At 62.7% G+C, this 22,158-nt stretch carries 21 protein-coding genes; 10 read left to right on the top strand and 11 right to left on the bottom strand.

The genetic code is table 11. The features are described from left to right. Nucleotides 1-60: 60 nt before the first annotated feature. The 8 genes from M5B97_RS21605 to nrdR all read right to left on the bottom strand — a co-directional run bounded on the left by M5B97_RS21605 (nt 61) and on the right by nrdR (nt 6,301). Nucleotides 61-786, bottom strand: a complete 726-nt coding sequence (locus M5B97_RS21605; protein WP_248732619.1) for a transporter substrate-binding domain-containing protein — start codon at nt 784-786, stop codon at nt 61-63. A gap of 56 nt (nt 787-842) precedes the next feature. Next, on the bottom strand, nt 843-1,808 hold the full coding sequence (gene thiL / locus M5B97_RS21610; protein WP_134660511.1) for a thiamine-phosphate kinase: 966 nt from the start codon (nt 1,806-1,808) through the stop codon (nt 843-845). An 18-nt stretch (nt 1,809-1,826) separates the two neighbouring features. Next, the gene (gene nusB / locus M5B97_RS21615) at nt 1,827-2,327 is read right to left on the bottom strand and encodes a transcription antitermination factor NusB (RefSeq protein WP_123717379.1); all 501 of its coding nucleotides are present in this window, start codon (nt 2,325-2,327) and stop codon (nt 1,827-1,829) included. After that, nucleotides 2,324-2,800 (bottom strand): 6,7-dimethyl-8-ribityllumazine synthase, encoded by a 477-nt coding sequence (gene ribE / locus M5B97_RS21620; RefSeq protein ID WP_034100965.1) that lies wholly within the window; start codon nt 2,798-2,800, stop codon nt 2,324-2,326. The genes nusB and ribE overlap by 4 nt, the downstream gene beginning before the upstream one ends. An 88-nt stretch (nt 2,801-2,888) precedes the next feature. After that, nucleotides 2,889-3,980 carry a bifunctional 3,4-dihydroxy-2-butanone-4-phosphate synthase/GTP cyclohydrolase II gene (gene ribBA, locus M5B97_RS21625; protein ID WP_123717378.1) on the bottom strand — a complete coding sequence of 364 codons (1,092 nt, stop codon included), beginning with the start codon at nt 3,978-3,980 and terminating at the stop codon, nt 2,889-2,891. A 15-nt stretch (nt 3,981-3,995) separates the two neighbouring features. Further along, nucleotides 3,996-4,658, bottom strand: a complete 663-nt coding sequence (locus tag M5B97_RS21630; RefSeq protein WP_248732620.1) for a riboflavin synthase — start codon at nt 4,656-4,658, stop codon at nt 3,996-3,998. Between the two features lie 45 nt (nt 4,659-4,703). After that, on the bottom strand, nt 4,704-5,840 hold the full coding sequence (ribD, locus tag M5B97_RS21635; RefSeq protein ID WP_248732621.1) for a bifunctional diaminohydroxyphosphoribosylaminopyrimidine deaminase/5-amino-6-(5-phosphoribosylamino)uracil reductase RibD: 1,137 nt from the start codon (nt 5,838-5,840) through the stop codon (nt 4,704-4,706). Then, a complete protein-coding gene (gene nrdR / locus M5B97_RS21640; protein WP_167659696.1) occupies nt 5,837-6,301 on the bottom strand; it encodes a transcriptional regulator NrdR in 465 nt (154 codons plus the stop codon). Before nrdR ends, ribD begins: the two co-directional genes overlap by 4 nt. Before the next feature lie 139 nt (nt 6,302-6,440). Between nrdR and M5B97_RS21645 the strand changes: the two genes are divergently transcribed. The 3 genes from M5B97_RS21645 to trxA are packed head-to-tail and all read left to right on the top strand — an operon-like array spanning nt 6,441 to nt 8,460. Beyond that, the gene (locus M5B97_RS21645) at nt 6,441-6,896 is read left to right on the top strand and encodes a YbaY family lipoprotein (protein WP_123717374.1); all 456 of its coding nucleotides are present in this window, start codon (nt 6,441-6,443) and stop codon (nt 6,894-6,896) included. Continuing rightward, complete coding sequence (locus tag M5B97_RS21650) at nt 6,893-7,555, top strand: 50S ribosomal protein L11 methyltransferase (RefSeq protein ID WP_248732622.1); 663 nt, start codon at nt 6,893-6,895, stop codon at nt 7,553-7,555. The genes M5B97_RS21645 and M5B97_RS21650 overlap by 4 nt, the downstream gene beginning before the upstream one ends. Before the next feature lie 32 nt (nt 7,556-7,587). Further along, entirely contained in the window at nt 7,588-8,460 is an 873-nt protein-coding gene (gene trxA, locus M5B97_RS21655; protein WP_123717372.1) for a thioredoxin, read from the top strand. Here the strand turns inward: trxA and M5B97_RS21660 are convergent. Continuing rightward, on the bottom strand, nt 8,457-8,798 hold the full coding sequence (locus tag M5B97_RS21660) for a hypothetical protein (RefSeq protein WP_248732623.1): 342 nt from the start codon (nt 8,796-8,798) through the stop codon (nt 8,457-8,459). The two genes, trxA and M5B97_RS21660, sit on opposite strands and share 4 nt — an antisense overlap. 130 nt (nt 8,799-8,928) lie before the next feature. Between M5B97_RS21660 and M5B97_RS21665 the strand changes: the two genes are divergently transcribed. From M5B97_RS21665 to M5B97_RS21685, 5 genes are all read left to right on the top strand, one after another. Then, complete coding sequence (locus M5B97_RS21665; protein WP_248732624.1) at nt 8,929-9,534, top strand: DUF2796 domain-containing protein; 606 nt, start codon at nt 8,929-8,931, stop codon at nt 9,532-9,534. A 119-nt stretch (nt 9,535-9,653) separates the two neighbouring features. Next, entirely contained in the window at nt 9,654-10,364 is a 711-nt protein-coding gene (locus M5B97_RS21670) for an ABC transporter ATP-binding protein (protein ID WP_248732625.1), read from the top strand. Between the two features lies 1 nt (nt 10,365). Next, nucleotides 10,366-11,631 carry an ABC transporter permease gene (locus M5B97_RS21675; RefSeq protein WP_248732626.1) on the top strand — a complete coding sequence of 422 codons (1,266 nt, stop codon included), beginning with the start codon at nt 10,366-10,368 and terminating at the stop codon, nt 11,629-11,631. Between the two features lie 123 nt (nt 11,632-11,754). Then, nucleotides 11,755-12,276, top strand: coding sequence for a DUF3299 domain-containing protein (locus M5B97_RS21680; protein ID WP_123717368.1), 522 nt, complete (start codon nt 11,755-11,757; stop codon nt 12,274-12,276). A gap of 95 nt (nt 12,277-12,371) precedes the next feature. Continuing rightward, on the top strand, nt 12,372-13,070 hold the full coding sequence (locus tag M5B97_RS21685) for an OmpW family outer membrane protein (RefSeq protein WP_123717367.1): 699 nt from the start codon (nt 12,372-12,374) through the stop codon (nt 13,068-13,070). Nucleotides 13,071-13,197: 127 nt separating this feature from the next. Here the strand turns inward: M5B97_RS21685 and M5B97_RS21690 are convergent, their stop codons facing one another. Then, the gene (locus M5B97_RS21690) at nt 13,198-14,082 is read right to left on the bottom strand and encodes a sugar nucleotide-binding protein (protein ID WP_123717366.1); all 885 of its coding nucleotides are present in this window, start codon (nt 14,080-14,082) and stop codon (nt 13,198-13,200) included. Between the two features lie 142 nt (nt 14,083-14,224). On the opposite strand from M5B97_RS21690, the gene M5B97_RS21695 reads away from it, so the two are divergent. Beyond that, nucleotides 14,225-18,472 (top strand): DEAD/DEAH box helicase, encoded by a 4,248-nt coding sequence (locus M5B97_RS21695; RefSeq protein WP_248732627.1) that lies wholly within the window; start codon nt 14,225-14,227, stop codon nt 18,470-18,472. A 69-nt stretch (nt 18,473-18,541) separates the two neighbouring features. Here M5B97_RS21695 and M5B97_RS21700 read toward each other — a convergent pair whose 3' ends face one another. After that, nucleotides 18,542-20,653 carry a mechanosensitive ion channel domain-containing protein gene (locus M5B97_RS21700; RefSeq protein ID WP_123717364.1) on the bottom strand — a complete coding sequence of 704 codons (2,112 nt, stop codon included), beginning with the start codon at nt 20,651-20,653 and terminating at the stop codon, nt 18,542-18,544. A gap of 173 nt (nt 20,654-20,826) precedes the next feature. Between M5B97_RS21700 and M5B97_RS21705 the strand changes: the two genes are divergently transcribed. Next, nucleotides 20,827-22,029, top strand: a complete 1,203-nt coding sequence (locus tag M5B97_RS21705) for an MFS transporter (RefSeq protein ID WP_248732628.1) — start codon at nt 20,827-20,829, stop codon at nt 22,027-22,029. Nucleotides 22,030-22,158: the final 129 nt, after the last annotated feature.

A 22,158-nucleotide genomic window follows, 5' to 3' on the forward strand; every position in this document is an offset into this window, starting at 1 on the left:
TGAATTATCGCTGATAAAGATCAATAGGTTCGATTGGCCTTCGTCCTGGTTCTATGCAGGTCAGAACGGATACGGCTGTTTCCACTGCTCGAAAATCGGCTTCAGTTCGCCACTTTTGACCAGAGCAGCCATGCGCCGGTCATACACCGCCATCAACGCACGGCCACGCTCGTTATCGGCAAAGCCTATGTACAATGGCAGCTCGGCGATGTGGGTAAGTTTGAACTGTGCGGGGTCATCGGCCTGAGCGAGGACGTACTTGGCTTCGGACAGCGCATCGATGTAAAAATCGGCACGTCCGTGTTGCAGCATCGGCAGGATACCGCTGCGGCGCTCGACCGGATTGAAGCGACGCACATTAGGTAAGTACTCCTCGTACTTGTAGCCGCGCACCCAGGCCAGACGGTAGTTGCCCAGCGTTGCGATGCTCGGTGTCGGCGCAGTGGCCAGCCCCAGTGCGTAGATGTGGTCGGAGTCGAAGTTCCAGTGGGGGTACAGCACGCCCTCGGCTTCGTTGCGGTAAGAACCGACCCAGCCATCCACTTCGCCGCGCTGGGCCAGGCCGACCGAGCGGGTATAAGGCACGCTGCGGCTTTCTAAGGTGATGCCTGCCGGCTCGAAGATCTTTCGCAACACGTCCCAGGCCAGCCCTGTGCCATCCGGGTTGGTGTAGTCGTTCCACTCCTCGCTGGCCAGCATGACTTTGCCTGGAGGCGACGTCTCATCCGCCTGCACCAGCGGTGCGACGGTACACAGCGCTATCAGCAGCCAATGACGCATAGGCATGGTGAAAGGTCTCCGACACAGTGTGAACCGTATAGAGGGTAGTGCAGGTAGCCAGTTCACGGCGTCTCGCGAAAATGCTGATAACCACGAACGGCCGGAGTGATGTCCTGCCCGTTCGCATCGAGCAGCGTCACGCCCTGCCCCGCCTCGACCCGGCCGATCACATGAATCGGCCAGCCGTCGGCCAGCAGCGGCGCCAACTCGGCTGGCGGCAAGGTGAACACCAGTACGTAGTCGTCACCGCCGCTCAGGGCGGCCACACGCGCCTCATCATCGCCGACAAATGCCAGCAGGGCCGCGGACAGTGGCAGCTGCTGACGCTCGACCAACAGGCCGACAGACGACGCCTTGGCAATATGCCCGCAATCAGCCAACAGCCCATCGGAGATATCCATCGCAGACGTGGCCCTGCCCCGCAGCGCCAACCCTAAGGCCAGTTGCGGTTGTGGCGACCAGTAATGCGCAAGCAACGGATCGGCAATGGCGGCCTGCGCACTGCGCTGGCCGAGCACCAGCGGCAAGGCCCCGGCCGCATTACCCAACGCCCCTCCGACACACAGCAGGTCACCCGGCCGCGCCCCGCTGCGCGTCAACGCCTGCCCAGCCGGCACACGCCCCAATACCGTCAGGGTCAGGCTCAGCGGCCCACGGGTGGTGTCGCCACCGACCAGCCTCACACCGCAATGTTGCGCCATGGCGTTCAAACCCTGGGCATAGCGTTGCAGCCAATCGGCATCGACCGTCGGAGTCGTCAGGGCAAGCGTAAACGCAAGAGGGTTGGCGCCCATGGCGGCCAGGTCGCTTACCGCCACGGCCAGTGAACGCTGGCCGAGCAGGAAGGGATCGCAGGGGTCGGCAAAATGCACGCCGGCCACCAATGTATCCGTAGAGATTGCCAACTGCTCCCCGGGCGGGAGCGCCAGCAAGGCGCAGTCGTCGCCGATCCCCAGGGCAACGCCTTCGCCACCTTGCGCACAAGGCGCGGCGGCGAAGTAATTGCGGATCAGCTCGAACTCACCCATCAGGGACTCAAGCGCAAATCAGCGCTTATGTTCCTTCACTTCGGCTTCACGCAGGCGCGGGGCCAGTTTGTCGAGCACGCCGTTGACGAACTTGTGGCCGTCGGTCGAACCGTAGACTTTCGCCAGTTCGATACCTTCGTTGATCACCACGCGGTACGGTACGTCGACACGATAGATCAGTTCCCAGGCCGACAGCCGCATCACGCACAGCTCAACCGGGTCCAGCTCTTCGAGGGTCAGGTCCAGGCAAGGCGCCAGGGCCGTATCGATCTCGGTCAGGTGGGCATGCACACCGTGCAGGATGTCGTGGAAGTACGGCAGATCGGCAAAGGTGAAATCGTTGTCGACGCGAAACTGCGCTTCGATTTCGTTCAACGAAGCGCCCGCCAGTTGACGCTGATACAGCGCCTGGGTCGCCAATTGACGAGCAGCGCGGCGCTTCTCGTTCTTCGATGGCTTGCCGGCGTCCGCTGGGCGTGGGTCGCGTGGGTTGAAACGATCGCTCTCGTCGGAAATCACTTGGCCTCCAACTGCGACAGCAGGCTGACCATTTCCAGGGCGGACAGGGCAGCCTCGGCGCCTTTGTTACCGGCCTTGGTGCCGGAACGCTCGATGGCTTGTTCAATGGAATCAACGGTCAGTACGCCGAAGGCAACCGGTACGCCGAACTCCATGGACACCTGGGCCAGGCCCTTGGTGCATTCGCCAGCCACGTATTCGAAATGCGGGGTACCGCCACGAATGACCGCGCCCAGGGCGATGATCGCCGCGTATTCGGCCTGTTGCGCGACTTTTTGCGCAACCAGTGGAATCTCGAAGGCGCCAGGGGCACGGATGATGGTGATGTCGCTTTCGCTCACACCGTGGCGAACCAGGGCGTCCACAGCGCCGCTTACCAGGCTTTCAACCACGAAGCTGTTGAAGCGGCCAACCACCAGGGCATAGCGGCCTTTGGGGGCGATGAAGGTACCTTCGATGGTCTTCAGGGTCATTCGACAAATCTCTTAAAGAGCCGGGACGCGAAAAAGGCGCCCCTTAGTGATGATTTAACCGCGAACAAGGGGCAGGAATCGCCGGCCTTTATTCGGAGGGCACGTATTCTACAACTTCCAGGTCGAAACCGGATATCGCATTAAATTTCATCGGTGCGCTCATCAGGCGCATTTTGCGCACACCGAGGTCACGCAGGATCTGCGAACCGGCACCGACAATGCTGTAGGTGGTCGGCTTTTTCACCGGCGCGTGGTCGGCGGTTTCGCGGATATGCGCCAGCAGCACGTCGCCATCCAGCGGGTGACCGAGCAACAGCACAACACCGCTGCCTGCCTCGGAAACCGCAGCCATGGCGGCCCGCAGGCTCCAGCGACCCGGTTGCTTGACCATCAGCAGGTCACGCAGCGGGTCCATGTTGTGCACCCGCACCAGGGTCGGTTCTTCCGCGCAGATGTTGCCCAGGGTCAGGGCCATGTGCACGTCGCCTTCCACTGAATCACGGTAGGTCACCAAATTGAATTGGCCCAGTTCGCTGTCCAACGGCTGCTCGGCAATCCGCTGAACGGTACGTTCGTGGATCATGCGGTAGTGGATCAGGTCGGCAATAGTGCCGATCTTGATGTTGTGTTCAGCGGCAAAGGTTTCCAGTTCAGCACGACGGGCCATGGTGCCGTCGTCGTTCATCACCTCGCAGATCACCCCGCTCGGCTCAAAACCGGCCATGCGCGCCAGGTCGCAGGCGGCTTCGGTGTGGCCGGCACGCGCCAGAGTACCGCCCGGCTGGGCCATCAACGGGAAAATGTGGCCCGGGCTGACGATGTCCTCAGCCTTGGCGTCCTTAGCGGCAGCGGCTTGTACGGTGCGCGCGCGGTCAGCGGCGGAGATACCGGTGGTGACGCCAGTGGTTGCCTCAATGGAAACCGTGAACTTGGTGCCGAAACCCGACCCATTGCGCGGCGCCATCAACGGCAGCTTGAGCAACTCGCAGCGCTCGCGGCTCATGGGCATGCAGATCAGCCCGCGGGCGTGCTTGGCCATGAAGTTGATGTGCTCGGCCTGGCAGGCCTCGGCGGCCATGATGATGTCGCCTTCGTTTTCGCGGTCTTCGTCATCCATCAGGATGACCATCTTGCCTTGGCGGATGTCTTCAACCAGTTCTTCGATGCTATTGAGCGCCACGCGGCACCCCCTTGGTCAGGATTTCAGGTAGCCGTTAGCGGCCAGAAAACTTTCAGTGATGTTCCCGGACGCAGGCTCTGCGGCCTTATCGCCCAACAGCAGGCGCTCCAGGTAACGGGCAAGCAAGTCCACTTCCAGGTTCACCCGGCGACCCGGCTGGTAGGAGGCCATGATGGTTTCGCTGAGGGTGTGGGGAATGATGGTCAGTTCAAACTCGGCGCCATTCACTGCGTTCACGGTCAGGCTGGTGCCGTCGACGGTGACCGAGCCTTTGTGGGCGATGTACTTGGCCAGCTCTTTGGGGGCACGGATGCGGAATTCCACGGCACGTGCGTTTTCGCTGCGCGCCACCACTTCGCCAACGCCGTCGACATGGCCGCTGACCAAGTGACCGCCCAGGCGGGTGGTGGGGGTCAGGGCTTTTTCCAGGTTGACCGGGCTGCCCGCCTTGAGGTCATTCATCGCGGTGCAGTCCAGGGTTTCCCGGCTGACATCGGCGGCAAAGCCGTTGCCCGGCAACTCGATGACGGTCAGGCACACGCCGTTGACGGCGATGCTGTCGCCCAGCTTGACGTCGCCGAGATCGAGCTTGCCGGTTTCAACCAGCAGGCGCACATCGCCGCCTTTTGGGGTCATGGCGCGGATGCTGCCGATGGATTCGATGATGCCGGTGAACATGGCCTTCTCCTGGAAAACGGGGCTGCGCCTGGCGCAGGCCGAAAATTATACGCTCGCTACTGGCAAAGGAATGGCAGTGACTCGCCAGTCGTCGCCCACAGCGCGCATTTCAGTGATCTTGAGTTGGGGGGCATCCGCCAGTTTCTCAAGCGGCCAGTCCAACAAAGGCCGGGCAGCGGAACCGAGAAACTTGCCGGCGACGAAAATCACGTACTCGTCGACCAGGCCCTGCTGGGCAAAAGCGCCTGCCAGGCTTGGGCCGGCTTCTACCAACACCTCGTTGACGCCACGGGCGGCCAGGGCAACCAGCGCCGAGCGCAGGTCGACCTGGCCAGCAACTCCCGGTACCACCAGGCATTCAGGGCCACGAGGGAACTGATTCTCCGGCGTGACACAGGTGATGACCAAGGCCGGCCCGGCCTTGAAGAACGGCGCATCGAGCGGCACGCGCAGGCGACCGTCGATCAGCACGCGCAATGGCGGGCGCGACATGGCCAAGGCGGTGGTGGCCTCATCCAGGCCCAGCTCGGCGGCACGCACGGTCAGGCGCGCACCATCGGCCAATACAGTGTCGGCGCCGGTCAGCACCACACTGGCTTCGGCACGCAGGCGTTGCACGGCGGCGCGGGCAGACAGGCCGGTGATCCATTGGCTTTCGCCGCTGGCCATGGCGGTACGGCCATCCAGGCTCATCGCCAGCTTGACCCGCACAAATGGCAGGCCGTGTTCCATGCGTTTGAGGAACCCCGGGTTCAATGCTCGCGCCTGCGCCTCGAGGACACCGCCATGGACCTCGATGCCGGCCTGAGCCAAGCGCTGCATGCCACGCCCGGCCACTTCCGGGTTGGGGTCCTGCATCGCTGCAACGACACGGGCTACACCTGCGCTCACCAAGGCATCCGCGCACGGCGGTGTACGCCCATGATGGCTGCAGGGTTCGAGGGTCACGTACACCGTGGCGCCACGCGCCTTGTCACCGGCGGCGCGCAGGGCGTTGGGCTCTGCGTGGGGCTCGCCGGCGCGCTCATGCCAGCCTTCGCCGACAACCTGCCCATCACGCACGATCACGCAACCCACACGCGGGTTGGGGTGCGTGGTGTACAGGCCCTTGCGCGCCAGTTCGAGCGCACGCGCCATGTAATGGGCGTCGAGCACGGCCTGCTCAGCGGAAGGTGTCGTCATTGTTTAACCGGCTCACGGGCCAGGCGGTCGATCTCTTCGCGGAACTCATTGAGGTCCTGGAAGCGTCGATACACCGAGGCGAAACGGATATAGGCGACTTCGTCGAGCTTTTGCAGCTCGCCCATCACCAGCTCTCCAACCACCAGGCTCTTGACCTCGCGCTCGCCGGTCGCGCGCAGCTTGTGCTTGATATGCACCAGCGCCGCCTCCAGCCGCTCGACACTCACCGGGCGTTTTTCCAGGGCGCGCTGCATACCGGCGCGAAGTTTGTCTTCGTCGAAAGGCTGGCGGCTGCCGTCGGATTTGATCAGACGGGGCAATACCAGTTCGGCGGTTTCGAAGGTGGTGAAACGTTCACCGCAGGCCAGGCATTCGCGCCGGCGACGCACTTGATCGCCCTCGGCGACCAGACGCGAGTCAATGACCTTGGTGTCGTTGGCACCGCAGAAGGGACAGTGCATGGTGGCAGGCAACAAAAAAAGGGAGGGCCATGGTAGCGCATCCCCGTGGCAAGACAAGCCATAGCCTTTACGGTATATAGGCGGGCTATTATGTTTGTTGATTTTCAAACCACGGATTTTGTCCTTTCTGGAGCCGTACATGCAGCTACGACCACTGGTTTTACTCGCCCTGTTCAGTTTTCTGGTCGCCTGCAGCAGCGAAGCCCCCAAGCCGGCCGCGCCTCAACCCACACCGGCACAAGAGAAAAAAGTGCCCGGTATTGAAGACCTCGGCCCCTTGCCGGCTTATCAACGGGAAATCAGCGGCGTCCTCAACGGCGTGCCGGCCAACGCCGAGGTCGAACTGGCATTGCTGGTGATCGATGAGCGCAACCGCCCGCAGCAATTGCTCGCCAGCAGCGTGTTGAACGCCAACGGCAAGCCGCTGGCCTTCCGTCTGCGCTTCAACCCCGAGGCCTTCCCGGTCGGTGCGCGGGTTGAATTACGTGGCCGCGCCAGCCAGTCCGGCCAGTTGATCCTGCACCTGCCCGCGGTGCGTATCACCCAGGCGATCACCCAGACCACCGGCCCCCTGCAACTCGTCAAGGCACCATGACGCCACCGCTGCACCTGCAGCGCGCCCTGAGCGAATTGATCGGCGACGCACAACTGGTGCCCTGCCCGCTGCCGGGCACCGAGTTGTCGCTGTGGTTGCTGGACGCGGACAACATGGACCGCGAATTCAGCCAGGAAGAAACCCGGCGCATCCTGTATGAACCGCCCTACTGGAGTTTCTGCTGGGCCAGCGGTCTGGCGCTGGCGCGTTACCTGGCGGCCTACCCCGAATGGGTCGCCGGCAAGCGCGTACTGGATTTTGGCGCCGGCTCCGGCGTGGCCGGGATTGCCGCCGTCAAAGCGGGCGCGCTGGAGGTGGTGGCCTGCGACCTTGACCCACTGGCGTTGGCCGCCTGCCGGGCCAACGCCGAACTCAACGGTGTGGCACTGGGTTATTCGGCAGACTTTTTCGCCGAAGCCGACCGCTTCGACCTGATCCTGGTGGCCGACGTGCTCTACGACCGTGCCAACCTGCCGCTGCTGGACCAGTTTCTGACCCGCGGCCGCGAAGCGCTGGTGGCGGATTCGCGGGTGAAGGACTTTCAACACCCGGATTATCGGCGGTTGGAGATCCTTGATGCGCTGACATTGCCAGACCTGGCCGAACCTTGGGAGTTTCGCAAGGTGAGCCTGTACCATTCGCGGCGCCAGCCCTTATAGTTGCCCCATTCCCGCTTTATTCGAGACGCCCCATGAGTGAGCCGACGCCGTACATCTTCGATGCCACCACCGCCACCTTCGACCAGGCGGTGATCGAGAATTCGTTCCACAAGCCCGTGCTGGTGGATTTCTGGGCCGAGTGGTGTGCGCCGTGCAAAGCGCTGATGCCGCTGTTGGCGCAGATTGCCGAGAGTTATCAGGGCGAGTTGCTGCTGGCCAAGGTCGACTGCGAGGCCGAGCAGGATATCGTCGCGCGTTTTGGCATTCGCAGCCTGCCAACCGTGGTGTTGTTCAAGGATGGCCAACCGGTGGACGGATTTGCCGGTGCACAGCCGGAGTCGGCGGTGCGGGCGATGCTGGAGCCGCATGTGCAGATGCCACCACCGGCCGCGGCCGATCCTCTGGAACAGGCTCAGGCGCTGTTTGCCGAAGGGCGTATCAGCGAGGCCGAAGCGGTGCTGGTCGCACTGTTGGGCGAAGACAACACCAACGCCGCCGCGCTGATCCTGTACGCGCGCTGCCTGGCCGAACGGGGTGAATTGGGCGAAGCCCAGGCCGTGCTGGATGCCGTGAAGGGCGATGAGCACAAGGCCGCACTCGCCGGGGCGAAGGCACAGATCACTTTCCTGCGCCAGGCTGCCGACCTGCCGGACGCGGCCGAACTGAAAAGCCGCCTGGCGCAAAACCCGCAGGACGATGAAGCGGCCTATCAACTGGCGATTCAACAACTGGCGCGCCAGCAATACGACGCGGCGCTGGAAGGCTTGCTGAAGCTGTTTATCCGCAATCGCAGCTACAGCGAGGGTTTGCCGCACAAGACCCTGCTGCAGGTGTTCGAATTGCTCGGCAATGAGCATCCGCTGGTAACCGTATACCGTCGCAAGTTGTTCGCCGCGCTGTATTAAGCCTCGACCCAACGGTACAGCGGCGTGTCCCAGCCGCTGGCGACTTTCACATTGGCACTGTGTCGCAAGCGCACCAACAGGCGCTTGCCGGACACAGCATCGCCGGCCAGACCTTCCAGTTGATCCAGTAACTCCAACCCGCTGAGTTGTCCGGCCTTGCGTAACAGGTCCTGGGCTTTCTGCCACAGGTCATCGGTCTGTTTGACCGGCGCAACGGTTGGCGCAGTCGGCACCGGAGCCGCCTGCAACTGCGCGCCCAGCCGGGCCCAGTCGCCGTCGTCCAGCTCCAGGGTCAAATCCACCGGCAGGTCGCCGACAGTTCCACGAATTCGCAACATCGTCCTTACTCCTGCACTTTTCTGACGGGCATGCTCCCACGCGGCTTGCGCAACGCCAAGCAGGCGGTCAAACTCTCGCAACATTGTTATAAGATCACATAACAAAACTTTCATGTTCTGGAGCCCTCTCATGCGCCGTCTGCTGCTCGCTTTGCCGTTTGCCCTGCTGCCATTGGCTGTCGCCCACGCTCATGACGATCACGAACATGAACACGGCAGCCTGGGCGCCCATGAACACGGGGTCGGTCGCCTTAACGCCGTGCTTGACGGCCAGGCGCTGGAGGTGGAGTTCGACAGCCCGGCCATGAACCTCGTGGGCTTCGAACACCAGGCCAGCACCGCCGCCGACAAGGCCAAGGTCGCCGCCGTGCGCAAACAGCTGGAAAATCCGCTGGCCCTGTTCAACCTGCCCAAAGCCGCCGGCTGCGTGATCAGTACCCAGGAGCTCAACAGCCCGCTGTTCGGCGACAAGCCTGAAGCCGACCATGACGACGACGATGACGACCACGCCACCGACGGCAAAGGCGCCGCCGCCCACGAGCATCATCACGACCACAGCGAGATCCATGCGCATTACCAATTCACGTGCACCACGCCGACGGCCCTGAGCAATTTCGACCTGACGCAAGTGTTCAAGACCTTCCCCGCCACCCAGAAAATCCAGGTACAACTGATCGGTCCAAGCGGCCAGCAAGGCGTCGAAGCGACGGCCACCGCAGCCACCCTGAAGTTGTAGGAACCAGCTTGCTCACGAAAAACTCAAGCGCGCCGCGTTCACCGGAATGCCGCGTTATCGTTAACGTCTTTCGCGAGCAAGCTCGCTCCTACAGAAAGCCCAATGCGTGAACTGCAACCATGACTCAAGCGTTAATCGAACTGTCTGACCTGGGCTTCAACTGGCCCGGTCACCCACAGTTGCTGGACATCCCCGCGTTCCGCCTGGAAGCGGGAGAAACCCTGTTCCTCAAAGGCCCGAGCGGCAGCGGCAAAACCACCCTGCTCGGGCTGCTGGGCGGCGTGCAGAAACCCAGCCGCGGCAGCATTCGCCTGCTCGGCCAGGAACTCACCGAACTGTCGGCGGGTGCCCGCGACCGTTTCCGCGTCGATCACACCGGCTATATCTTCCAGCAGTTCAACCTGCTGCCGTTTCTGTCGGTGCGCGAGAACGTCGAACTGCCCTGCCACTTTTCCAAGCTGCGCGCGCGACGGGCGATCCAGCGTCACGGCAGCGTCGATCAGGCCGCAGCCACTTTGCTGGCGCATTTGGGGCTCAACGCCCCGGAGCTTTTGGAGCGCCGCGCCGACTCGCTGTCCATCGGCCAGCAGCAACGGGTGGCCGCCGCCCGTGCGCTGATTGGCCAGCCGGAACTGGTGATCGCCGACGAACCCACCTCGGCCCTGGACTACGACGCCCGCGAAGCGTTCATCCAGTTGTTGTTCGCCGAATGCCGCGAAGCCGGCGCCAGCCTGTTGTTCGTCAGCCATGATCAGAGCCTGGCACCGCTGTTCGACCGCAACCTGTCGCTGGCCGAACTCAATCGCGCCGCCACGCCCGCAGAGGTTTGAGATGTATTTGTTCCGTCTAGCCATGGCCAGCCTGGCTAACCGCCGCTTTACCGCGATCCTCACCGCTTTCGCCATCGCCCTGTCGGTGTGTCTACTGCTGGCCGTAGAGCGGGTGCGCACTGAAGCGCGCAACAGTTTCGCCAGCACCATCAGCGGTACCGACTTGATCGTCGGCGCCCGCTCCGGCTCGGTCAACCTGCTGCTGTACTCGGTGTTCCGCATCGGCAATGCCACCAACAACATCCGCTGGGACAGCTACGAGCACTTCGCCGCCAGCCCGCAAGTGAAGTGGGCGATCCCGATTTCCCTCGGCGACTCCCACCGCGGCTACCGCGTGATGGGCACCAACGCGTCCTACTTCGAGCATTACCAGTACGGCCGCAAACAGAACCTCGAACTGGCCAGCGGCCGCGCCTTCGCCACCGACCCGTTCGAAGTGGTACTGGGCGCCGAAGTGGCCGATGCCCTGCATTACAAACTCGGCGACAAGCTGGTGCTGGCCCATGGCGTGGCGGTCGTCAGCCTGGTGAAACACGATGACAAGCCGTTCACCGTGGTCGGCATTCTCAAGCGCACCGGCACGCCGGTGGACCGCACGCTGCACATCAGCCTCGGCGGCATGGAAGCGATCCATATCGACTGGCACAACGGCGTACCGGCCCAGGGCAAAGGCCGCATCAGTGCCGAGCAGGCGCGCAATATGGACCTCACTCCACAGGCCATCACGGCCTTCATGCTCGGCCTGAACAACAAGATTTCCACCTTCGCCCTGCAACGGGAAATCAATGATTTCCGTGGTGAGCCGATGCTGGCGATCCTGCCGGGCGTGGCCCTGCAAGAGTTGTGGAGCATGATGGGCACCGCCGAAAAGGCGCTGTTCGTAATTTCGTTATTTGTAGTGCTGACCGGTCTGATCGGCATGCTCACGGCGATCCTCACCAGCCTCAACGAACGTCGCCGCGAAATGGCGATATTGCGGTCGGTGGGCGCACGGCCCTGGCATATCGCGACGCTGCTGATCTTCGAAGCCTTCGCCCTGGCGTTGTCCGGCGTGGTGGTGGGCGTGGGTTTGCTGTACGTATGCATCACCGCATCGCGCGGGTATTTGCAGGCCAACTATGGTCTGGACTTACCGATGTCGTGGCCGAGCGAATATGAATGGACACTGCTCGCCGGTATCTTGTGCGCAGCGTTGTTGATGGGCAGCGTGCCCGCGTGGCGTGCCTATCGACAATCACTGGCCGATGGCCTGTCGATTAGGGTTTAGAAGAGAAGAGCAGCTGCAAGCTTTAAGCTTTAAGCTTCAAGCAGGAAGCGCGTCGGCTTTTACTTGAAGCTTGAAGCTTGAAGCTTGCAGCTGATAGCTGATAGCTACCTACTGAGGAATCACATGCGTCGTGCCCTGTTTGCGCTGTTGCTGCTGGTGAGCGTGCCGGTCTGGTCCGCCGACCAGCCCAAGGATCTGTCGTGGCAAGAGATGATTCCAGCGGATGCGCCACCGGAAATCCCTAACATGAAACCGTTGCACGACCTGTCGAACATGGCCGATGCCTTGTCGGTCGAGGCGGCGCCTGCGGCCAAGCAGGAGCTGCCCAACGCGCCGGTGGTGCAAAGCCTGGACGGCCAGCACATCCGCTTGCCGGGTTATATCGTGCCGCTGGAAGTCAGCGAAGAAGGCCGCACCACCGAGTTTCTGCTGGTGCCGTATTTCGGCGCGTGTATTCACGTGCCGCCGCCGCCGTCGAACCAGATCGTGCATGTAAAAAGCGAAGTCGGCGTGAAGCTCGATGAGCTGTACCAGCCGTATTGGATCGAGGGCTCAATGCAGGTCAAACCCTCTACCAGCGAGTTGGCGGATGCCGGTTACCAGATGGATGCCGAGAAGATTTACGTCTACGAACTGCCGGACTAGCGCTGATTGCCCATTCATTGAGCTGAGTCAAAAGATCGAGCGGAACGATCTTTACCATTGGACGTACAACTTTTAAACGTCCTTTTGGAGCTCCCATGAACAAGTCTCTGCTCGGCGCGTCCCTCTTCGCGCTCGCCCTCGCCGCCCCTGCCGTCCACGCTCACGAAGCTGGCGACATTCTGGTTCGTGCCGGTGCTATCACCGTGAACCCGAAAGCTGACAGCGGCCACGTGAAGGTCGACCAGGGCCCATTGGCGGGCACCAACCTGGGCGGCAAGGCGACCATGAGCAGCGACACCCAGTTGGGCTTGAACTTCGCCTACATGCTGACCAATCACGTCGGTATCGAACTGCTGGCCGCCACGCCATTCGAGCATGACGTGAAGATCAAGAACACCGCCCTGGGCGCCGCCAACGGCAAGCTCGGCACCTTGAAACACCTGCCGCCAACCCTGAGCGTCGTGTACTACCCGCTGGACAGCAAGTCGGCGTTCCAACCCTACGTAGGCGCCGGTATCAACTACACCTGGATCTACGACGAGCACGTCGGCAGCCGTGCGCAACAAGCCGGTTTCAGCAACTTCAAGGCAGACAACTCCTGGGGCTGGGCCGCGCAAATCGGCGCCGACTACATGATCAACGACAAGTGGATGATCAACGCCCAGGCGCGCTACATCGACATCAGCACCAAGGCGACCGTGGACAACAACGCGTTGGGCCAGGGCACCCGTGCCAAAGTGAATGTGGACGTGGACCCGATGGTTTACATGGTGGGTATCGGCTACAAATTCTGATCCCGGTGTAAGCAAGGGCGCATAACCCAGGTGAGAGGGGGCTAGCTCCCGATTACGGTGAATCAGTCAATGACTGGTACTCCGCAATCGGGAGCAAGCCCCCTCTCACATCTGCTTTTGCGTTATGTCAGCTGTGGCGGTAATACCGATCCAGCAACGCCGGCAGCCCCGCCCGCCAAGCCCGTGGCTTGATGCCGAAGGTGTGCAGGATTTTCTTGCAGGCCAGCACCGCATGCTGCGGTTCATCGCTTGCATCCGGCCGTGCCGCGTGGGCCTGAGCGGTGGGCGATTCAATGGCCAGCGGATGATAGTTGCGCGCTTCGGTGAGGATCGCCTGGCCCAGGGCCAATGGCGTGGTCGCCTCTTGGCCGGCGTAGTGATAGGTCCCCCACAGCGGCGCCGCGCAATCGAGTTGCTTGAGCACGGAAATGATTACCCGGGCGGCATCATCCACCGGCGTCGGGTTACCGCGACGGTCGTCCGCCATCAACAACTCATCCGGTTTTTCCGCACGGGCCAGAAAGCGTCCCAAGGTGCCATCCATGCTGTCATCCAGCAGCCAGCCAAAACGCAGCAGCACATGTTGCGGGCAGGTGGCGCGCACACTCTGTTCAATACGCCACAACGCCTGGCCGCGCAGGCCCAAGGGCACCGGTTCGTCTTTTTCGCTGTAGGCGGTGGCGCGGGAGCCATCGAATACGCGGTAGCTGGACGGTTGCAGCAACGTGATGCCGTGGTGCTGGCACAGTTCGGCCAGGCGTTCGATAGCGAACTCCTGCGCGGCCAAACGGCTTTCGCTGACTGCCTCGGCCTGGAACCAGTCGAAATAGTAGGCGAGGTTGATCAACGCATCGGGACGGGTGTCGTCGAGCAATTGGGTAAGGCTCGCGGCATCCCAGCCGTCTTGGGGCGGTTTGGGTGCGAGGAAACCGATGTCTTCCTCTGCACCGAGGCGAATCAGCGCCTGCCCGAGGGCATTCCCGCCGCCCAGTAACATAAGGCGCATTCGCATAGATTGAGCAGGCCCGGTCTGTATGGAACGAAGGTTTTTGGATATTTGTAAGGATCGTTGCATTTTGCGGGTTTGTCGCGCAACCGTCACGGATAAAAGTATGGGGTTGCAAGTTGTCGGGGCCGACGCCATAACTGAATGCATGAACCTTCCTGAATCCACGGACAAGGTCCTGGACGGCTTCCACCCTGCCGTCAGCGCCTGGTTCCGCAGTACCTTCCCGTCGGTGACCAGCGCCCAGGCCCAGGCATGGCCGCTGATCAAACAGCGCCGCTCGACCCTGATTGCCGCCCCCACGGGTTCCGGCAAGACGCTGACCGCCTTCCTGGCGGTGCTTGATGACCTCGTCCATCAAGGCCTGGCCAACGGCGGGCAACTGCCGGATGAGACGCTGGTGGTGTATGTGTCGCCGCTCAAGGCGCTGTCCAACGACATCCAGATCAACCTGCAAAACCCGTTGGCGGGCATCACCGAACAGTTGCAGCGCCTGGGCTTGCCGCCGTTGGTGATCCGCACCGCCGTGCGCACTGGCGATACCCCGCAAAAAGACCGTGCCCTGATGCGCAAGCGTGCGCCGCATATCCTGGTGACCACGCCGGAATCGCTCTATGTGCTGCTCGGCTCGGACTCCGGCCGGCATATGCTGGGCAATACCCGCACGGTGATTGTCGACGAAATCCACGCCATCGCCGCCAGCAAGCGCGGCAGTCATCTGGCGTTAAGCCTGGAGCGCCTGCAAGGGCTGTGCACCCAGCCGTTGACGCGTATCGGCCTGTCGGCCACGCAAAAACCTATCGAGGCGGTCTCGCGCTTTCTGGTGGGCACGGCGCGCGAATGCGCCATCGTCGATATCGGCCATGCCCGGCCTCGTGACTTGGATATTGAAGTGCCGCCCGTGCCGCTCTCGGCGGTGATGGCCAACGACGTGTGGGAATTGGTCTACGACCGCCTCGCCACACTGGCCCGCGAACACCGCACCACACTGATATTCGTCAACACCCGACGCCTGGCCGAACGCCTCGCGCGGCATCTGAGCGAGCGCCTGGGCAAAACGGCCGTGGCCGCCCACCATGGCAGCCTGGCCAAGGAGATGCGTCTGGACGCCGAGCAACGGCTCAAGGCCGGCGAGCTGCAAGTGCTGATTGCCACTGCATCGCTGGAACTGGGGATTGATATCGGCGACGTGGACCTGGTGTGCCAGATCGGCTCACCCGGTTCGATCAACGGCTTTCTGCAACGGGTGGGACGCTCCGGGCATCAGGTCGGCGGCACGCCCAAGGGCCGCCTGTTTGCCACTACCCGCGACGACCTGATCGAATGCGCCGCGCTGCTCGACTGTGTGCGTCGGGGCGAGTTGGATACGCTGCAGATCCCCGTCGCGCCACTGGACGTGCTGGCCCAGCAGCTGATTGCCGAAGTCAGCGCCCAGGAATGGCCGGAACTGGCGTTGCTCGAGCTGGTACGTCGCGCCGCGCCTTACGCCGAGCTGGATGAGCGCCACTACCAGGCGCTGCTGCATATGCTCAGCGACGGCTACAACGGCCGCCAAGGCATCCGCAGCGCCTACCTGCACCGCGACGCAGTGACCCGCACCCTGCGCGGCCGCCGGGGCGCCAGGCTGACGGCCGTCACCAGCGGCGGCACCATCCCCGACAACGCCGACTACAGCGTATTGCTCGAACCCCAGAGCCTGAATATCGGCAGCGTCAACGAAGACTTCGCGGTGGAAAGCATCGCCGGGGATATCTTCCAGCTCGGCAATACGTCGTACCGGATTTTGCGCGTAGAAAGCGGCAAGGTGCGGGTCGAGGACGCCCACGGGCAGCCACCGACCATTCCTTTCTGGCTCGGCGAGGCGCCAGGGCGCAGCAACGAGTTGTCGGCGGCGGTGGCACGTCTCCAGGGCCAGTTGGACGCTGTGCTCGGTGCCAGCCCGGGCGACCTGCAACCCGCGCTGGAGTGGCTCACCCACACGCTCGGCCTGAACCACGCCAGCGCCGAGCAGATCCTCGACTACCTGGCCCGTGCGCGCCTGGCCCTGAGCGCCCTGCCGTCTCAGGACACGCTGATCATGGAGCGGTTTTTCGATGAGTCCGGCGGCACCCAACTGATTATTCACACGCCCTTCGGCAGCCGCCTCAACCGCGCCTGGGGCCTGGCCTTGCGCAAGCGGTTTTGCCGCACGTTCAATTTCGAATTGCAGGCGGCTGCCAGTGAAAATGCCATCGTGCTGTCGCTGTCCACCAGTCACAGCTTTGAGCTGGATGAGGTGTGGCGCTATCTGAACAGTCACAGCGCCGAGCACATCCTGATCCAGGCCGTGCTGGACGCGCCATTGTTCGGCGTGCGCTGGCGCTGGAACGCAGGCGTGGCCCTGGCATTGCCGCGGTTTGCCGGTGGGCGCAAGGTGGCGCCGCAGATCCAGCGCATGAAAAGCGAAGACCTGATCGCCAGCGTGTTTCCCGACCAGATCGCCTGCCTGGAAAACCTGGCCGGGGAGCGCGAAGTACCCGAACACCCGTTGGTGGAACAAACCCTCGACGACTGCCTGCACGAAGCCATGGACAGCGACGCCTGGCTGGCCCTGCTGCGGCGTATGGAGCGCGGCGAAGTGCGCTTGATCAGCCGAGACTTGCCTGCCCCCTCGCCCATGGCCGCCGAAATCCTCAGTGCCCGCCCCTACACCTTTCTCGACGACGCCCCGCTGGAAGAACGCCGCACCCAGGCCGTGCTCAACCGGCGCTGGAGCGACCCGCAGAGCACCGACGACCTCGGCGCGCTGGACGCTGACGCCATTGCCGGCGTGCGTGAAGAGGCCTGGCCGGCGCCCAACGGCCTGGACGAAATGCATGAGGCGTTGATGAGCATGGCATGTATCGCCGCCGGCGAAGTCACACCGCAATGGGCCGAGTGGCTGCACGCCTTGGCCAAGGGCGGGCGCGCCTGTCAATTGCCCAACGGCTTGTGGGTGGCCGTGGAACGTTTGAGTTGTTTGCAGACGATCTATCCCGGCAACTTGCCGCTTATGCCGGGCTTCGATGAACCATGGAGCTATGACGATGCGGTGGTCGAAGTGCTGCGCGCACGCCTCGCAGGATTCGGCCCGCTGAGCCTGATCGAAATCGCCGCGCCCCTGGCATTGCCAATGGCTGATGTCACTCAGGCACTCGCGCGTCTGGAGCAGGAAGGTTATGTGCTGCGCGGTCGCTTCAGCCCCAGCACCGACGCAGAGCAATGGTGCGAACGGCATTTGCTCGCGCGCATTCATCGCTACACGGTCAAGCGCCTGCGCCGTGAAATCGAACCGGTGGCGCTGCAGGATTTCATGCGCTTCCTGTTCGATTGGCAGCACCTGTCCAACGCCACGCGCGGCCAGGGCAGCGCCATGCTGCCGCAGATCATGGCCCAGTTCGAAGGTTATAGCGCCGCCGCATCCGCCTGGGACAGTGACTTGCTCAGTGCGCGGCTCAAGGACTACGCCTCCACCTGGCTCGACGAACTGTGCCGCAGCGGCAAGCTGGTGTGGATGCGTTTGAGTAACAAGGCCAGCGCCAGTGCCTTGCGCAGCACACCGGTGGTGCTGTTGCCACGCAGCCAGGTGCCATTGTGGAGTGGGCTGACCGACCTCACCGACAGCACCACGCTGTCGCTCAAGGCGCAGAAAGTCCTTCAGGCCCTGCGTGATCATGGCGCGTTGTTTTTCGATGAGCTGGTGCACGAAGCCCATCTGCTGCGCAGTGAATTGGAAACCGCGTTGCAGGAACTGGTGGGCGCCGGGTTGGTGAATGCCGACAGCTTTGCCGGGCTGCGTGCGCTGACCACGCCCGCCAGCAAACGCCAGGCACGCAGCAGCCGGCGTGGGCGGGGTGCATTTGTCGGCGGAATGGACGACGCCGGGCGGTGGGCCTTGGTGCGCCGACCGCCAACGGCCCCTGGTGCGCATTCGGCCGAGACGCTGGAACACGTGGCGATGACCCTGCTGCGCCGTTATGGCGTGGTGTTCTGGCGCTTGCTGGAGCGTGAGGCGGAGTGGCTGCCGAGCTGGCGAGAGTTGCTGCGCACCTTTCATCGGCTCGAAGCGCGCGGGGAAATTCGTGGAGGGCGGTTTGTCAGCGGCCTGGCGGGCGAACAATTTGCGTTGCCGGAGGCGATCCCGTTACTGCGCGAAGTACGGCGCAGGCCTCACGACGGCAGCTTGGTGGTGGTGTGTGGCGCCGACCCGTTGAACCTGGTGGGCACGCTGTTGCCGGGCAGCAAGGTGCCGGCGGTGAGCGGCAATCGGATCGTGTACCGGGACGGGTTGCCGGCCGCCGTGATGGTGAGCGGCAAGCCGCAACTGCTGGTGGACAGCGATCAGCAAGCGGTGCAGGAGAAGTTGATCAGGCACTGACGTCGGGGGCGTTGAAGCCCTCATCGGGAGCCAGCGCCCTCCCACACCGGGAATGCGTTTCAAGCGCCCTCATTGAGGGCGCGGCTGCTCGGTCAGCACCAACGACGCCGGTACCTCTTCATCCGGCTCGTCCACCTGGGCGCTGCGCTTGGGCAAGAAAACCTGCTGTGGGTAAGTTTGCGCGAAGTGCACCTGCGCACAGTTATCCACAAGCTTTTTCAGGCGCTGATTGAACGCGCGGCTGACAGCATATTGCCCGCCCGACACCGTGCGGAACTGCGCGGTGAGCACCACGCCATTGAGGTCCATCTTGTCGACGCCGAATACCTCCAGCGGCCCTTGCAGGTTGTATTGGAGGAACGCGTCATCACGGATCGATTGCCCGGCCTCGCGGATCAGCTCCACGGCTTTGTCCACATCGGTATCGTAGGTGAACTGCACCGAGAAGAACGCATAGGCAAATTGCCGCGACTGGTTGGTGACCGCCTTGATCTGCCCGAATGGCACCGAGTGCACAAAACCTTTGCCGTCGCGCAGACGCAGGGTGCGAATGGTCAGGCCCTCGACCGTGCCGGCGTGGCCGGAATCGAGCACGACCCAGTCGCCAATAGACAGGGTGTCTTCGATGATGATGAACAGGCCCGTAATCACATCCTGCACCAACTGCTGCGAGCCAAAGCCGATGGCCAGGCCGACCACACCAGCACCCGCCAACAGCGGCGCGACGTTGATACCCAGATTGGCCATGGTGGTGATCGCGCAGATCACCACCAGGATGATTTTCACCGCATTACGCAGCAGCGGCAGGATGGTTTTGACCCGCGTGCTGGGCTGGCGGCTGGAGCGCTTATTCACCGGCGGCTTCAGAGCTTCCTGAATGGCCGTGTCGAGCACCACCCAGAAGAGCCAGGTCATCAGCAGGATCAGGCCGATGCTGCTCAGGGAGTCACTGATCGCCCGGCCTACCGAGTTGCGCTGGGCAAATTCAAACAACGATACGCCCCAGATGCGCCCGAGAATTTCGATAAAAGCGATCGCCATGACAATGCGCAGGATCGCGTGTAACAGGCTGAGGAAGCGTTCCTTGTAGGCGCTGCTGCGCTGGATCGCCACCTGACTGCGGGACTTGAACAGGTGTTGCAGCACCGTACTGAGGAACACGGTGCCAATCAGCAAAATCGTCGTGAACAACGCGCAACGCAGGGCTTTCTGATTATCGTCGCCAGCGCCGATCAGGTTGATCGCCGAGACCAGCACCATCAACAGGATCGGCCAGTACCACAGCCCGGAAAACACCCGCAGCGATTGCTGCAGTGCCGGGTGTTTCAGGCGCTGGGCCAATGGCCGGTTGCGAATCAAATGGGCCACCGGACGGCGCAGGCGCACCACCAGTACGCCAAAAATCACCGCCGCAAACAGCCCGGTGAACACGGCAATGCTGCTGGTGATATTGCCACCCAGTTGTCGCGCGATTTGCGGGCTGGTCAGCGCGTCGCTGAGGGCGGCAAGGAAGCCGATCAGAAACAACGGCCTCGGGCAGTAACTACGAATAATCTGCACGGCCGTACGCTTGTGACCAACGTTGAACATGACGATGACGCACAACAACATCGACGTGGAAAAAATGCCGCTGCTGGTGGCGTAGGCGAAACACAGTGCCAGCGCTCGCCCCACCGACGAGGGTAAAAAGTGGCTGACGTAAAGCGTCAGTGGCAGGCAAATCAATGCAGGCAGGGTGTAGGGCATCACATACCCCAAAACCGCTTGCAGGCGCCCACGTGTCCCAATGAAGCGCTGTCGACTCAGACGCTTTACGGCCAATCGTCCCAGCAGCATCAAGACCGCAAAGGCACCACCCCATACCCCCGACAGCAGCAGGAAATCCCCGGCCACGCGCCACGGCGAGCGCTCGGCGGTCTGGTCCACCAGCCGCCCGACCTCGTCCGCCGCACGGTCGGCGCGAAGGCGCCAGGCGTCGATGAGGTTTTCATTGAGGTCGAGTTTGTCCTGCACATCGTCGATGCTGGAACTGATGGCGCCGAGCAAGCCACCCTCGACCAATAACTCGGGCTTGGCCGGTGCAGCAGACGCTGGAGCCGGCACCGTCGTAGCAGCTTGCAGCACGCCGTTGCCAAACAGCAGCAGCGCACCGAGCAGTAATGCAGTCTTGAGATTCAGCAAAACAGCGGCTCCTTCAGCAAGGTCTGTAAGGAACTGACGGGTTTACGCTCCGATCGTTCCCCCTCGTCTTACTTTTGCGCCCAAGACAAATATCAAATGCCAATACCTGGCTTTTTCCGCACAAGCCAAACCCAGACACTGCGCTCCTGAATCAACCCACCGGAGTTGCAGCCATGCCCATTGCCTTGCTCGCGCTGACCCTCAGCGCTTTCGCCATCGGGACGACCGAGTTCGTCATCGTTGGCCTGTTACCCACCATCGGCGCCGACCTGGGTGTCGACTTGCCGTCCGCCGGCCTCTTGGTCAGCCTCTACGCCCTGGGCGTGGCCATCGGTGCGCCAGTGCTCACGGCGCTCACCGGCAAAGTGCCGCGCAAATGGCTGCTGCTGTCGTTGATGGTGCTGTTTACCCTCGGCAACCTGCTGGCCTGGCAGGCGCCGAGTTATGAGTCCCTGGTACTCGCGCGGATCGTCACCGGCCTGGCCCATGGCGTGTTTTTCTCGATTGGCTCGACCATCGCCACCAGCCTTGTGCCCAAGGAAAAAGCCGCCAGCGCAATTGCCATCATGTTTACCGGCTTGACCGTCGCCCTGGTCACCGGCGTGCCGCTGGGCACGTTCATCGGCCAGCACTTCGGCTGGCGTGAAACCTTTCTGGCCGTCTCGGCCCTGGGCGTGATCGCATTTATCGGCAGCTTGCTCTACGTGCCGAAAAACATCAGCCACAGCAAACCCGCGTCGTTGCTGCAACAGTTGCTAGTGCTCAAGCAACCGCGCTTGCTGCTGGTGTATGCCATGACCGCCGTCGGCTACGGCGGCTCATTTATCGCGTTTACCTTCCTGGCGCCGATCCTTCAGGATATCTCCGGCTTCAGCGCCAGCACCGTAAGCCTGGTGCTGCTGGTGTACGGGGTTTCGGTAGCCGCCGGGAATATCTGGGGCGGCAAGCTCGCCGACAAGCGTGGCCCCATCAGCGCATTGAAAATCATCTTCGCCCTGCTCGCAGCGGTATTGTTCATGCTGACGTTCACTGCGGCGAGCCCATGGCTGGCCCTGGCCACCGTACTGGTGTGGGGCGCGGTCGCCTTCGGTAACGTGCCTGGCCTGCAAGTCTATGTGGTGCGCCAGGCTGAGCATCACACCCCGCAAGCGGTGGATGTGGCTTCGGGCCTGAATATCGCCGCGTTTAACCTGGGTATCGCCGGCGGCGCCTGGGGCGGTGGTTTGATCGTGGCGCATATGGGGCTGATCCACACGGCCTGGATCGGTGGGCTGGTGGTCCTGGTGGCTTTGGCACTGACGGCATGGAGTGGCCGACTTGATCGGTTGGGGCCGGTGTATGCCGAGTCATCGAACCCTGTGGCAGTCGGACACTGAGTCAGTCGCCACACACCCTGTGGGAACGGGCTTGCTCGCAAGCGTTGGGCATCAGCCAATAGATTCACGGCTGAACCGCCCCATTCGCGAGCGAGCCCACAGGTTTGGCACATGTCGTTTCATGTGCCG

This window comes from Pseudomonas sp. MWU13-2517 (assembly GCF_023242545.1).
GTDB lineage: Bacteria > Pseudomonadota > Gammaproteobacteria > Pseudomonadales > Pseudomonadaceae > Aquipseudomonas.